Annotated in this window: 17 protein-coding genes; 6 read left to right on the top strand and 11 right to left on the bottom strand. The window is 58.2% G+C overall.

Going from position 1 to position 12,923, the window contains the following annotated elements; translation table 11 throughout:
• Positions 1-59: 59 nt before the first annotated feature.
• The 3 genes from L248_RS08885 to L248_RS08895 form a co-directional block, all read right to left on the bottom strand.
• Positions 60-959 (bottom strand): cation diffusion facilitator family transporter, encoded by a 900-nt coding sequence (locus L248_RS08885; protein WP_040535834.1) that lies wholly within the window; start codon positions 957-959, stop codon positions 60-62.
• A gap of 163 nt (positions 960-1,122) precedes the next feature.
• Complete coding sequence (locus L248_RS08890) at positions 1,123-2,058, bottom strand: glycosylasparaginase (RefSeq protein ID WP_022529852.1); 936 nt, start codon at positions 2,056-2,058, stop codon at positions 1,123-1,125.
• A gap of 260 nt (positions 2,059-2,318) precedes the next feature.
• Positions 2,319-2,618 carry a hypothetical protein gene (locus tag L248_RS08895; protein WP_022529854.1) on the bottom strand — a complete coding sequence of 100 codons (300 nt, stop codon included), beginning with the start codon at positions 2,616-2,618 and terminating at the stop codon, positions 2,319-2,321.
• Between the two features lie 143 nt (positions 2,619-2,761).
• Here L248_RS08895 and L248_RS08900 point away from each other — a divergent pair, with 143 nt between their 5' ends.
• From L248_RS08900 to L248_RS08915, 4 genes are read left to right on the top strand one after another with little or no spacing between them, the layout of a single operon-like run.
• Positions 2,762-3,139 (top strand): GntR family transcriptional regulator, encoded by a 378-nt coding sequence (locus L248_RS08900; protein WP_022529855.1) that lies wholly within the window; start codon positions 2,762-2,764, stop codon positions 3,137-3,139.
• On the top strand, positions 3,126-3,995 hold the full coding sequence (locus L248_RS08905) for an ATP-binding cassette domain-containing protein (RefSeq protein ID WP_022529856.1): 870 nt from the start codon (positions 3,126-3,128) through the stop codon (positions 3,993-3,995). Before L248_RS08900 ends, L248_RS08905 begins: the two co-directional genes overlap by 14 nt.
• Positions 3,992-4,747: a hypothetical protein gene (locus L248_RS08910; protein ID WP_022529857.1), complete on the top strand. Its 756-nt coding sequence runs from the start codon at positions 3,992-3,994 to the stop codon at positions 4,745-4,747. Before L248_RS08905 ends, L248_RS08910 begins: the two co-directional genes overlap by 4 nt.
• Positions 4,748-4,761: 14 nt before the next feature.
• Entirely contained in the window at positions 4,762-5,481 is a 720-nt protein-coding gene (locus L248_RS08915) for a hypothetical protein (protein WP_022529858.1), read from the top strand.
• A gap of 106 nt (positions 5,482-5,587) precedes the next feature.
• On the opposite strand, the gene rpmG is transcribed toward L248_RS08915, so the two are convergent.
• The 7 genes from rpmG to L248_RS08950 all read right to left on the bottom strand — a co-directional run bounded on the left by rpmG (position 5,588) and on the right by L248_RS08950 (position 10,301).
• Positions 5,588-5,737, bottom strand: a complete 150-nt coding sequence (gene rpmG / locus L248_RS08920; protein WP_022529859.1) for a 50S ribosomal protein L33 — start codon at positions 5,735-5,737, stop codon at positions 5,588-5,590.
• Between the two features lie 57 nt (positions 5,738-5,794).
• The gene (locus L248_RS15235) at positions 5,795-6,943 is read right to left on the bottom strand and encodes a GGDEF domain-containing protein (RefSeq protein WP_022529860.1); all 1,149 of its coding nucleotides are present in this window, start codon (positions 6,941-6,943) and stop codon (positions 5,795-5,797) included.
• A gap of 4 nt (positions 6,944-6,947) precedes the next feature.
• Positions 6,948-8,327 (bottom strand): FAD-dependent oxidoreductase, encoded by a 1,380-nt coding sequence (locus L248_RS08930; RefSeq protein ID WP_022529861.1) that lies wholly within the window; start codon positions 8,325-8,327, stop codon positions 6,948-6,950.
• Between the two features lie 22 nt (positions 8,328-8,349).
• Positions 8,350-9,051 (bottom strand): EAL domain-containing protein, encoded by a 702-nt coding sequence (locus L248_RS08935; RefSeq protein ID WP_245585293.1) that lies wholly within the window; start codon positions 9,049-9,051, stop codon positions 8,350-8,352.
• 61 nt (positions 9,052-9,112) lie between these two features.
• Positions 9,113-9,316, bottom strand: a complete 204-nt coding sequence (locus L248_RS08940) for a helix-turn-helix domain-containing protein (protein WP_022529863.1) — start codon at positions 9,314-9,316, stop codon at positions 9,113-9,115.
• Between the two features lie 12 nt (positions 9,317-9,328).
• Complete coding sequence (locus L248_RS08945) at positions 9,329-9,805, bottom strand: DUF2975 domain-containing protein (protein ID WP_022529864.1); 477 nt, start codon at positions 9,803-9,805, stop codon at positions 9,329-9,331.
• Positions 9,806-9,824: 19 nt separating this feature from the next.
• Positions 9,825-10,301, bottom strand: a complete 477-nt coding sequence (locus L248_RS08950; RefSeq protein ID WP_040535840.1) for a DUF2975 domain-containing protein — start codon at positions 10,299-10,301, stop codon at positions 9,825-9,827.
• A gap of 228 nt (positions 10,302-10,529) precedes the next feature.
• Here L248_RS08950 and L248_RS08955 point away from each other — a divergent pair, with 228 nt between their 5' ends.
• Together L248_RS08955 and L248_RS08960 are read left to right on the top strand one after the other, a co-directional pair.
• A complete protein-coding gene (locus L248_RS08955; protein WP_022529867.1) occupies positions 10,530-11,987 on the top strand; it encodes an NCS2 family permease in 1,458 nt (485 codons plus the stop codon).
• A 67-nt stretch (positions 11,988-12,054) separates the two neighbouring features.
• Entirely contained in the window at positions 12,055-12,390 is a 336-nt protein-coding gene (locus L248_RS08960; RefSeq protein WP_022529868.1) for a hypothetical protein, read from the top strand.
• Between the two features lie 31 nt (positions 12,391-12,421).
• Here the strand turns inward: L248_RS08960 and L248_RS08965 are convergent, their stop codons facing one another.
• A complete protein-coding gene (locus tag L248_RS08965) occupies positions 12,422-12,784 on the bottom strand; it encodes a DUF1801 domain-containing protein (RefSeq protein ID WP_022529869.1) in 363 nt (120 codons plus the stop codon).
• Positions 12,785-12,923: the final 139 nt, after the last annotated feature.

Consider the following 12,923-nt stretch of genomic DNA (forward strand, 5'->3'; position numbering starts at 1 on the left):
CAATCTGCGCAGCCCGGAGTCACCCGGGCCAAGACCAGACGATTCAGAGTTACCTTTCTTCACACCGAATGATCCGTCGACTCGTCCGTCAACCGCCCCAGTTCCACCTGGGTGGTCACATGACAGATATCGTACTGCGACGTCAATAGGCGGTCGCAGCGTTCCAGGAATTCGTTGTTGTCCGCCATCGTGTTCCGCACCAGGTGGACGCTGCACGCGTTCTCGGTCGTGCTCATGGGCCAGATGTGCAGGTCGTGGATCTCGATGACACTGGGAATCGCCAGCAGCGACTGGCGCACCTTGTCCAGGTCAATGTTCTTAGGCACCGCATCTAGCGACAGCCGGGCGGCATCCATCAACAGCTGCCAGGTACTGATCAGAATGATCACCGCAATGACCAGACTGATCGTCGGGTCCAGCCAGTACCAGTCGGTGTAGAGCATGATGAACCCAGCAATGACGACCCCGACGGAAACCGCGGTATCTGCCGCCATGTGAAGAAAGGCGCCGCGAATGTTCAGGTCGTGCTTCTGGCCAGAAAGGAACAGGAAAGCCGTGACCCCGTTGATCACCACCCCAACGGCGGCGACGATGATGACCGACCAGCCGGAGACAGCCGCCGGGTGCTGAATCCGCTGCAAAGCTTCGATGATGATCCCGCCGATCGCCACCAGCAGGATCATGGCATTGAGCAAAGCGGCCAGGATGGAGGAGCGTTTGTAGCCATAGGTGAACTTTTTGGTGGCGGCGCGCTGGCTGAGGGCCATGGCGGCCCAGGAAATAGCCAAGCCGAGGACGTCGGACAGGTTGTGGCCGGCGTCGGCGACCAAGGCCAAGGAGCCCATCGTCAAACCGACGGCCCCTTCAATAATGATGAATGCGGCGTTTAAACCGATGCCCCACTTGAAGGCTGCCGTGTGGTCCGGCGGCGGGGTAGGGTGTGAATGGACATGGGCCATGATGATCCCTGCTTTCTAGACGAAATGGTCTTGATATATGAATGAGTGCTCATATGTTCATACGTCCAGTGTAGCACGGTGCGGTGAGAAAAACGAGGATTGTGGGCAAAAAAATGACGGCGCTGCCAAAGCTTTGGCGGTGCCGTCTGATGAAAGCCCAGTGTTAGCGGCCGGCGTCTTCTTTGGCCAGCCAGGCGGCGGTCACCGGCTGAATGTCCGGGTGATCCCCGTTGGGTGTGGCCAGGTAAATCTGCGTTTTGCCGTCATCTTGGGCAACGGCGAAACTGAATTCCACGTTGGTGGCGATGCCCCAGTCCCCGCTGGGGGAGAGGGCGACGTAAGAAAATTCCCGGGGGTGCTGACCGAGGGCGGCGAGCCGGGCGATGAACGGATAAACGGCCTCCCGCAAGGCTTCGCTGGCGCTGAGCCCGTTGCCCATGAGCTGCACGGTCTGGTAGCACAGGCTGGCCTTCATCAGGTCCTCGCCCATGCCGGTGGCGGCCGCCCCGCCGATGGTGCTGTCCACGTAGTAGCCGGCCCCGGGAAGCGGCGAATCGCCGACTCGGCCGGTGCGCTTCATGAACAGACCGGAGGTGGAGGTGCCGACCGTCATGTGGCCGCCGGCGTCGAGGGCGACCATGCCGACAGTATCGTGGCCGTCATAGGGATTGAGGTCCTTGGCGGTCAGCTCTTGCCGCTTGGCTGCCCATTGCTTGGCGGCTTTCTCTGTGAGCATGTTCTTCAGCGGGAAACCGTGGGTGCTGGCATATTCGGTCGCCCCCGGTCCCACCAGCAGATTGTTCGCCGGTTCCTGGCTCAAGGCCCGAGCCACAGCGATGGGGTGGGCAATATCCCGGGCACCGGCCAAGGCGCCGATTTGGAACGTGTCGCCGTCCATGTAGGCGGCATCGGTTTCCACCACCCCGGCGGCGTTGGGCAGTCCGCCGAAACCGACGGACTGGTAGAAGGGGTCGTCCTCCACCGCTTGGATGGCGGTGACCAGTGCGTCGCCAGCGCTCTTGCCCTGCCGCAGCTGCGCCATGGCGGGGGTGATGCCAGTTTCCGCCATGCGCCATGTACCGATCATTGCAATTGTCATGCGCAATTTCTCCCTTCACGATCATCTCATTATGGCACAGTCCGTTACCGTTCAGCGACGGTCAGAAAAGTAATTCTTGCTGATGGCCGCGCGTAATGGTATGCGGTTCTCAAACCGGACTGTCCGCGGCAATGCGCCGTTGCCCGCTCGATACAAAAAGGGCATGCACATACGCGCATACCCCGAAGCTTCCGTTCCCCCAAATTGAACACACCTGTATTATACTGCGGTACCCCAAAAAGTGCACGCGCTTTCAGATATTACCCGCGCGGTTTCGCTGAAGAATCGGTATGGCCTTGGTCGATGGCAGTATTTAATTCTTTGGTGGCTTCATTCACGGCGTTCTTTGCTTGGTCCCGCCCCAGCGGGAAGAATTTTTCCTGCAGGGCCAGAACGACCGCGGTAGGGTGGTTGTCCGGCAGCAGTTTCTTAGCTTCGGCGATCAGTTCTTTGTCGTCAAAATGGAACATGGCCTTCAGCCGTTTGTTTTCCCGGGACAGCTGAAAGTTGACGATCAGCACGCCGGCCAGCATCAGACCCAACAGGTACGCATACATCATGGTGGGTTTCCTCTTTTCTCAAACTGAAATAACTGTAGCAAAGATTGCGCACCGGTGCAAAATGCTTGACAAGAAAGCACCTTAACAATATGGTTAGTTACACAACCAATTAACCAACTAAGGAAGCAGAAAGAAGGCGGGTCATGCAGTTCGCATTCAACGACACGGAGCCGTTGTTCCAGCAGGTGACGGATCAGCTGGCCGCGCTGATTCTCTCCGGCGCTGTGGGAGAAGGGGAGCAGCTGCCGTCCACGACCGAGATCGCCGGCCGGTACCACTTGAACCCGGCCACAGTGCTCAAGGGCGTCAACCAGCTGGTAGACCAGGGGCTGGCGTATAAGCAGCGGGGCATCGGCATGTTCGTTCAGACCGGTGCGCGGGCCAAGCTGCAAGCGGCCCGGCGCACCCAGTTCGTCACCCAGGATGTGGCCCAGCTGGTCCGCACCGCGCGCCAGCTGGGCCTGACGCAAGAACAAGTCATTGACATGATAGAAAGCGGGTATTCCCATGCGGCAGATTGAATTGACCAGAGTCAGCAAACACTTCGGCAAGCTGCACGTCCTGACCGACGTGACTTGGACGGTGCCGGAAAAAACGATCGTCGGCGTCATTGGCCGCAATGGGGCCGGCAAGTCCACCCTGTTTGACTTGATTGCTGGGCGGCTGTTCCCTAGCAGCGGCACGATTCAGCTGGACGGCGTACCCGTTCTGCAGTCCCCGGCGGCAGGCAATGACATTTACTTGATGTCCGACCAGAATATTTTTCCGAAGCCCACCACGGTTGCGGATGCCCTTCGGATCATGACCGATTTTTACCCCGGTTTTGACACCGCCTGGGCGCATCAGCTGACCAAGCAGTTTGGTTTGACAGAGAAATGGCAGCTGACGGACCTCTCCACCGGCGGGGCGACGATTATGCGGATGATCCTGGCGCTGTGCGTGCCTTCCGCCTTCGTCTTTCTCGACGAACCCACCTTAGGGATGGACGCCACTTACCGAGAGGAGTTCTACCGGGCGTTGGTGGCGACGTATGCGGACCGGCCGCGGACGTTTGTGATCTCCACCCACCTCATCGACGAGGTGGCGGGTATGATGAGCCAAGTGATGTTCCTGGACCGTGGCCGCAAGCGGCTGGAGGCGGCCACGGACGACTTGCAAGCCACCGCCCGGCAAGTGAGCGGGCCAACCGCCAGTGTGGAGGCGTATCTGGGCAGCACCGAACGGGCGGCCGCGAGCCGGCTAGGTAACTTACTCCAAGTCACGGTCCTGACCCCCCTGCCCACCGACCGGCCGGTACCCCCGGACGTCACTGTGACCCCGCTGTCGCTTCAACAACTGTTCGTGGCCATGACCGAGAAAGGGGCGGCCCAATCATGAAAATGACAGCAATGTTGCGTTATGCGGTCCGGCGGACGTGGCCGCCGCTGCTCTGGACCATTGCCGGTCTGCTGCTCTTTACGGTCGTGCTGCCGGTGGGTCTCATGGTGATTACCGGCCAGCCGCCTAAAGTCGAAATCGTGGATCTGCCCAGTGTGTTGGGACCGTTCAGTTGGCTTATCGGGGGCATGCTGACATGGCGCTGGCTCGGTTTTTTCCTGCGTCTGGGCACCGACCGCCGGACCGGCGCAGTGGGGATGCTGACAATCTTGACCGGCACCATTGTCGTCTTCGTGGGCACCCTCATCCTGTACCAGGGGCTGCTTACGTTCTTGCCTTTCGTTAACACAGGGGGCCCAAGCTTTTGGACGACTTACGGTCCGGCACTGCCTAACTCGGTAGTGACCAGCGGATTCTATGTTCTGCTCCGGATTCTCAGCCCCTTGACCATCACCTTGACCGTGGCGGCTCTCTATGCCATCATGCGTGCCTTACCCTGGCGCATCCGGGACGTCACGGCCATCATATTCTTTCCATTGCTATTTCTTTATTTCGCCTGGGCCAACCGTGCCACAGACGTCAGCAGCAATCACGGCCAGCGCCTCAGCAATTTCATCCTCGGCCTCCATGGCCAAGGCTTGAACAATCCTTGGGTACCGTTGCTGCTGTACACGGCAGCCTGCATTATCCTGGCCGGCATATTCTATGTTGCCGTTCAACATTTGCAACTGCCCCGGGATTACAGTCGATGAGGAGGGAATCAACAATGAAAGGTCAAGCGGTTTTCACCTTCATGTTTCGCCGTTTTTTGCCTGACTGGGGTTGGCTGCTCGTCATCTACCCCGGGCTGTATATTGGCTATGCCGGTGTATCCGCGCTGTTCACCCAGCGCGCCGGCCACGTGCCTGATGTCCTTTGGGCACCGTATCTAATCATGTTGATCGTCGGCCTCTTGCTTGCCGGGACATGGACGACCACAGCCCTCCAGCTGGGGGCGGATCGGCCCAGTATCGGGCTGGCACTCAGCACGGTGCTCATTTTGGGCAGTGTCATCGTGGTGGCGTTCTTTACGATCGTGCAAGCCCTCCTGGGGCTGCTGCCGTTTGTGCACGTCGATGCGTGGCAAGTCTTTCAGCGGGCGTACGGCACGGCACTGGCCAATGCGGGGATGAAAACGGCGGTCTTCACCGCTCTGCGGATTCTGATTGCCATCGCCATCGGCTTCTTCGGCGCCGTCATGATCACCCTGACCCGCTTTGCCATCAGCCGGTGGCTCGCCCCGGTCTTGACCTTCCTCATTATTGCGGGCTTGCCTTACACCGTCTATCGGACCAACGGGGCCATCAGCAACATCCTGTTCGGCCTGCACCCCGGCACCCCCAATTCCCCATGGCCCGCCTTAATCACCGCCAGCATCAGCTGCTTACTCTGGGGCGCTTTGTACGCCGTGCTTGTCTTCCATCTCCAATTACGACGAGAAAACTAACGACCGCATAGACTGAACCTCCGACGACAAACGCAGCGCAAGGTCCGCCAAGTAATAAAAAAGAAGAGGGGCTCGGCGTTTTTTGCCGAGTCCCTCTTCTTTTTTATTACTTGGATTCCGTGAAAACGACGCGCTTCCGCAGCTTCGGGGAGTACTTCGTCAGCTTCAGCCGATCAGGCGTATTACGCTTGTTCTTCGACGTCAGGTAAATCTTTTCGCCGGTTTCCTTGTTTTCGAGCATGATCCAGTTCCGCATGTCATTTCACCTCACAAAATGTTTTACCTACCAATGATACCGGAAAGTCAGAAAAAGTCAACGGCCGCCGGTGTCCACTGTGATCTGGTTGCGGCCTTTCCCTTTGGACTGGTACAGCATCCGGTCGGTGCGTTCGTAGAAATCACTGGCGGTGGCATCCGTGGGGGCGAGTTGCGCCACACCCACAGAGACCGTCACGGATAAGGCATGGCCCTCGACGGCGACCACCTGGCTGGCCACTTTTTCTTGGATACGGTGGGCCAAACCGCTGGCGTCAGCCAGCGCCACCCCAGGCAGGAGAATGTTGAATTCCTCGCCGCCGACCCGGTAACAGGCCGCGGCCGGATAGACCCGCGTTTCTTCCTGCAGCAGCCGGCCAATCGTCGCCAGAACCTGGTTCCCGGCGAGATGGCCGTACTGGTCGTTCAGGGATTTGAACCAATCGATGTCCATGGCAATCATCGAGAGCGGCGTGTTGCGCAAGTGGTAGTGCTTGAACAGCTCGCTGTAGTGCTTGTCGAACATCCCGTAGTTGCGCAGCCGGGTCAGCTGGTCGTAGGTGGCTTCGTAAGTGACCGCACTAAGGTGGTTGTTCTCGTTGTCCAGGGTGCGCAGGACATAGGCGAGCAAACTGTTCATGATGACGAAGTTGAGAAAGTGGCTCAGCGTGGACTGGACCGTCAGCGGGGCCATGCGATCCAGCTGGAGGAAATACGTCAGGACCCAGAATACGCCGCCGACGCAGTTGACGATCATCGCGATGCTCAGCGTGTGGAAGTGCAATCGTTTGACGACGGTCGCAATGATCACCATCACCACCCAGACGGCGGCACTGGATGCCCAGCTCTCGTAGGTGCCCTGGTTCAAGCCATAGAACGCTAGGCGGGCTAAGTCGTCAGCCAGGACGATCAGGCCGCTGCCGCGCTCGCCCAGGTAGATCATGGTGTAGATCAAGATGAGGATCCGGAAGTTAGCCAGCGTCGCATCCCCGTTAAGGGCGTGGCCGATATACTGGAAGTACACGGCCAGCAAGGCGAAGTACGCCGTGATCACAATGTTCAGAAAGCCCACCGAATAATCGATTTTCTGACCGGCCCGGACGGTGTAGTTCATCGCCGCCCGCACGATCAGCTGATTGAGCAAAACAACGCCCAGCATCACGAAAATATCGGTGATCAGCGGCTGCTGGATCCAGGCGTTGATCATAGTCTCAGTCCTCTCGGGACCCAGCCGGTTTGTCCTGACTGGCCGTCTCTTGGGCGACCGCCAGTTGGGCCGTCTGGTTCAGATAATTAAATGGCTGGTCGAAGTGGGGTTGGAACAGCATGTCCACATAGGCCAGGTCGTCGATAGTGTTGCGGTTCTGGATGGCGATGGAGACCGCGTTGGCCGACTGAGTGACTTCGTGGGCACTCCACAGCTGGGCGCCCAGAATCCGCCGGTCGTTGCGGTCATAAACCAGTTCGATCGTGATGGGGGCGTTGGGGTGCATGAAGTCCGGGCGGTAGTTGCCGTGGTAAGTGACGGCCGCAGCATCCATGCCCCGCTTCTGCGCGTTCGCCAGGGTAATGCCCGTGGTGGCCAGGGTATTGCCGAACAGCATCATTGCCGTCGACCCTTGGGTGCCCATGAATTTCTGCTCGTAGCCGTACAGGTTGCGGGCGGCGATCATCCCTTGGCGCACCGCGTTGGTCGCCAGGGGAATATAGGCCGGTTCGCCGGTGGGGTTGAAGCGCACCGTGCAGGCGTCGCCGGCGGCGAAGATATCGGGATCGCTGGTCTGCTGATAATCGTTAGTGATGATGGCGCCGTGGCGGTCCATCTTCACCTGCCCCCGAAGCAGGTCAGTGTTGGCCATGAAGCCGGTGCAGACGATGGCCAGGTCGGCCGTGTACTGGTGCGCCCCGGTATCGATGCCCACGCCGCCGCTCGCTTGGTCCGCCGTGAAGGCTTTGACCCGCTCGTTCAGGTGCACGTGCACGTTGTGTTGAGAAAGGAGGGCAATAATATCGTCTGAAATCTCTTTATCAATGTAGTTGTTCAAGATCTGGTCGTGGGCCTGGATCAGGGTGACCTGATGGTCCGTTTGAGCATACGCTTCCGTCAGCTCGACCCCGACATAACCGCCGCCGATGATGGCGATGTGGTGGTGCTGCGCAGCCGTGTCGTGGATCGCCTGGGCCTGCCAATAATCCTTGCACAGCAGCACCCGGTCGTGGTCGATGCCCATCAACGGCGGCACGATGACGTAAGAGCCAGTCGTCATGATCAGCTTGTCGTATGTATCATGGAAGATTTCGTGGGTCTCTAAGTTTTCGACGGTAATGTCTTTCTTAGCGGCATCGATCTTGACCACATCGTGGCGGATACGCACCGTTGCGCCGAGGACGGCCAGATCGTCCGGGGTGGCATAGAACATGTCTTCCAGGCGCTTCACTTGGCCGCTCAGGTACAGCGGAATACCGCACGACAGGAACGAGACGTTATTGTCCCGTTCGTAGACGGTCACTTCGGTATCGGGATGTTCCTGATAGATCTGACGAACAGCCGCCACACCCGCATGGGTACAGCCGACAATGATAACTTTCATGATTTTTCTCCCATTCTCTCGTTTACTGATCCGGATCGTCCGGATGGATCTTGAGCAGATGCGGTTTACCATAATAATACCCCTGGCGGAAGTCGATGTGCAGGGTGTTGAGAAAGGCGTCGTCTGCGTCTGTCTCTGTCCCTTCGACGATGAACCGCAGGTTGTGCGCCGCAGCGATGTCCCGCCAGTAAACCAGCTGCTTAACCAGCCCGGGATCGTCCAGACCGACATCAAAATTCTGCAAGGCAAACTTCATTTCCCGGGCGTAGGGCAGGAGCGGTTCGACGTCACTGAGTTGATTCTGCCCAGTCCCCACGTCGTCCAAACTGATTTCCATCCCCCGTTCGTCGTATTGCTTGATCATCGGCATCAGTTGGGCGATGGTGATGTCCTTGTCGGTGATCTCCTCGGTCAGTTCCACATTCAGCCGCACCGGCCGCAGATAACTTTGGGCTTGAATTAAAGCCTCGTTGATCTGGGGATTGAGCATCTGGGTACGGTTTAAGTTGACCGACACCGACCCGATCTTCAACGCCAGTTTGCGGGTCGTGGCCACCAAAACGGTCGCAATAATCTCCGCCGGCACGGCGGCAAAACTCATAGGAGGCCGCCAGCCCGCGGGGGTAAACTGTTTCATCAAGAGCTCGTAGCCAATCAGTGACTGGTTGACCATGTCCAGCTGCGGTTGAATGAAATAACGGTAAATACCTTCATGCGTCTCCATCAGTGACCTGCTTTCTCCAATCAAAAAGGGGCGGTACATTCGCCCCTCTTAATATAAAGAATTATTGCACATACTGCAAGATATCCCCGGGTTGACACTCCAGGGCGGCGCAGAGCTTGGCCAGCGTGGAGAAGCGGATGGCCCGGGCCTTGCCGGTCTTCAGGATCGATAAATTGGCGATGGTGATGTCCACGGCGGCGGCCAGTTCGGTCAGCGTCATGTGCCGTTCCAGCAGTAGGGCATCGAGATTCACTTGAATATGCATGGCGGCTCCTCCTTAGACAGTCAGGTCGTTTTCTTCTTTATACGCCAAGGCAGCAGCCCAGAGCCGTTCGAGGATGGCGAGAAAAACCGTGACCACCAGCGGAATGGCGATCATCAGCAGAAACATGATCACCGACGCCGGGTCCGTGCCGGCGACGGCAATGACCACGGTTTGGGGCAGGACGCCGCACAGCATCAGGGTCATGGCCGCCACCGCCCGTTTCAGCTGCCGCAGCAGGCCCACGACCTGGGGCGTGAAGGCTTGGGCCCGGTCAGCGGCCGCCAGCAGCCGGCTGGCAGTGCCCGCCGCCACCAGGAAGGCCGCGGCCGCCCCGTAACAGCCGGTGGTGAACAGTGCCGCCGCGGGCCCATTATGGAAGAAATAGACTAAGTGGCCAGGGACCTTGGGAAAGACAAAGAGGGCAAATATGACGGCCAACAGACTGGCGGCGATGAGGCAGGTTTGCAGGAGCCGCGTTCTTAATTTCATGGACACGATGATTTCCTCCTTAGACGATGACATCGTTAGCCGTTTTGTACGCCAGAGCAATGGCCCAGAGCCGTTGGAGAATGGCCAGGAAGACCGCCAGAACGAAGGGCACCGCGATGCCGGCCGCCGCAACAATGATCAGTCCCGGTGCATCTTCGGCCTGAGCGGCCACGTACACCTGGGGCAAGATGAAGCAGAGCATCATCGTGATCCCGGCCATCGCCCATTTCAGCCGCTGCAAATACGCGATCGCCGGTGCGGTGAATGCTTGGTCCCGGGTAATCAAGGTGAGCAAACGGCTCCCTTGGACCGCGCCGTAGAAGTAACAGGCGGCCGCCCCGTAAGCGCCGCCGGTGAATATCCAGGCCGTCACCAGATTATGGTAGAGCTGGTACAGCCGGGCGGGGGTCGTGGGGAAGGCCAAGAGACAAAGTCCCCCGGCCGCTAATGTCACCAGCCCCAGACAGGCTTGCAAAAACCATGTACGCCATTTCATGAACGATTTCCTCCTTCACGCATCGAATACGTCTAGTATACGGCGAGTTTTATCGAAAAACAGTAAAGATTTGTTGAAATTCGATAAAGTTCGGAAATACAGGCAAAATTTTGAATGAAAAATACGAACGAAATTTAGAAAATAAATTTTTTCGTTCTAAAATTGTCTTGCCATCCCGATTTTTCACCGGTATAATGGGCCTATCAATCGGGAAAAGAGGAACTGATTTTGGATAATTATTTCCAACTCAAGGAGAATGGCACCACCCGCAGCCGGGAGATTCTGGCCGGGGTCACAACATTCTTCGCCATGTCCTATATTTTGTTCGTGAATCCCTCGGTTTTGTCCCAAACGGGGATGCCTAGCCAGGCCGTTTTCCTGGCGACCATCGTCGCTTCTGCCATCGGCACGGCGTTTATGGGTCTGTTTGCCAACGTGCCTTATGCGTTGGCCCCCGGCATGGGGCTCAACGCCTTCTTTACCTACACCGTCTGTTTTGCCCTGGGCTTCAAGTGGCAGGAAGCCTTGGCGCTGGTCTTCATCTGCGGCCTGATCAACATCACCATCACCGTGACCAAGGTGCGGAAGATGATCATCACCGCCATCCCCGAAGCCCTGCAGCACGCGATGGGCGCCGGCATTGGTGTGTTCGTGGCCTACATCGGCCTGAAGAATGCCAATATTCTGCAATTCACCAGTGACGCCGGCAGCATTGCCAGCATCAACGGCCAGCCTTTCAGCGCCACCGCCAGCCACTTCAAGGGCGGCATCACCTCCGTCGTCTCCAACGGCGGGATCGTCCCAGCACTGGTCAACTTCACGCAGCCGGGCGCACTCCTGGCCCTGATCGGTTTATTTCTTGCCATTATCCTGGTCGTTAAGAAAGTCCCTGGGGCCATCATCTTAACGATCGTCATCACCACGATTATCGGGATCCCCATGGGTGTCACCAACCTGCACCTGGCCAGCACTAATTCTTTAGGCAACGCCTTCGGTCAGCTGGGCACCACGTTCGGGGCCGCCTTCGGCAATCCCGGCATGTTGTCGCTGTTTAATTCCAGCAGCCGCCTGCCGCTGGTCTTGATGACCATCTTCGCCTTCAGTTTCTCCGATACCTTCGATACCCTGGGGACCTTCATCGGCACCGGCCGGCGGACCGGCATCTTTTCTGACAAAGACATGTCCGAGATGCAGAACGGGAAGGGCTTCTCGTCTAAGATGGACAAGGCCCTGTTCGCCGATTCCATCGCCACCTCCATCGGCGCCATCTTCGGGACGTCCAACACCACCACTTACGTCGAATCCAGTGCCGGTATCGGCGCTGGCGGCCGCACCGGCTTGACCAGTGTGACGGTGGCGATTCTCTTCGTCGTCAGCGCTATCCTCGCCCCGGTGATCTCCATCGTGCCCACCCAAGCGATTGCCCCGGCGCTGATTCTCGTCGGGATCGAGATGCTCGGGTCCTTCAAGAATATTGATTGGACTGACATCACCGCCGCCATTCCGGCGTTCATGGCCTCCATCTTCATGGGCCTGTGCTACAACATCTCGTACGGCATCGCCGCCGCGTTCATCGCCTTCTGCCTGATCAAGCTGATCACCGGCAAGGCCAAGGACGTGCATCCCATCCTCTGGATCGTCACGATCCTCTTCATCGCCAACTTCGTCGTTCTGGCCATCATCTAGTCTTGCAGAAATGTAAGGGCACGGGCCCCTTTCTTCCGTTACGGTAGTCATAGAAGGAAGTGAGCCCGTGTCTTTTTTGACGGATACAAAACGGCGGCTGATCTTGCTGGCAGTCATTCTTGGTGTTTTTTCAATCGCCATGCTGGCCAGCGGCATCAGCGATGCAGACGAAACAGCAGCGCCCAGTCACGTCCAGTTCAACCGGCTGGTCCGCCGTACCCGGGCATTGCCCCGGCAGGCGACTCGGGCGGTCATCATTCACCGCTTAGGGGAACCCAACAGCCAAGAGCTGACGCCGGCCAAGCACAAGCAAACGCTCCAGTGGCGCTATCCTGGGGTGGGCCGGATTACCCTTCGCTTGAGCGGTGGCCGGTTGACGAGCCAACATCTTGAACGGTACTAAAAAAAACGAGGCTTGCTCAGCCTCGTTTTTCTTATGCCGTCGCGTTTTCCAAGATGTGCTGGCACCACTGATGGAGCAGTTCCTCGGGAATATCTTGGTGGAAGGCGATGTTAACGCGCTTTTCGCCGACCTCGTAACCGCCGTTCGTGAACGCTGTCGCCAACGCTTGGGGGAGCGGCTGGTTAGACGACACGGACACGTGCTTCTGGTACGCCGCAATACTCAACCGCTGGCCTTCCAGCTCATAGAACGGCTGACCATACTTGATCGTCCGCGCCGCACCGGGCCACTCCTCGCGGATGAACTGATCCAGCGCCGTCAGCAACGGCCGCGCATCCACACTGGCGTGATCCAAATAATCGGGGACATCTTTTACCTCTGGTTTTTGTGGCATGGAATACCTCCTTCGGTATGTATAGTCCCATTATAACGCGAATGACTGGCGGGAACGATGCGGCAGAAAAATCGGATTCGCGTGGCCCGGCGATTTGGGCCCTCCGCCAGGGGGCGTGGAACGTGGTGGGCACGGCTTG

Source organism: Schleiferilactobacillus shenzhenensis LY-73, assembly GCF_000469325.1.
GTDB lineage: Bacteria > Bacillota > Bacilli > Lactobacillales > Lactobacillaceae > Schleiferilactobacillus > Schleiferilactobacillus shenzhenensis.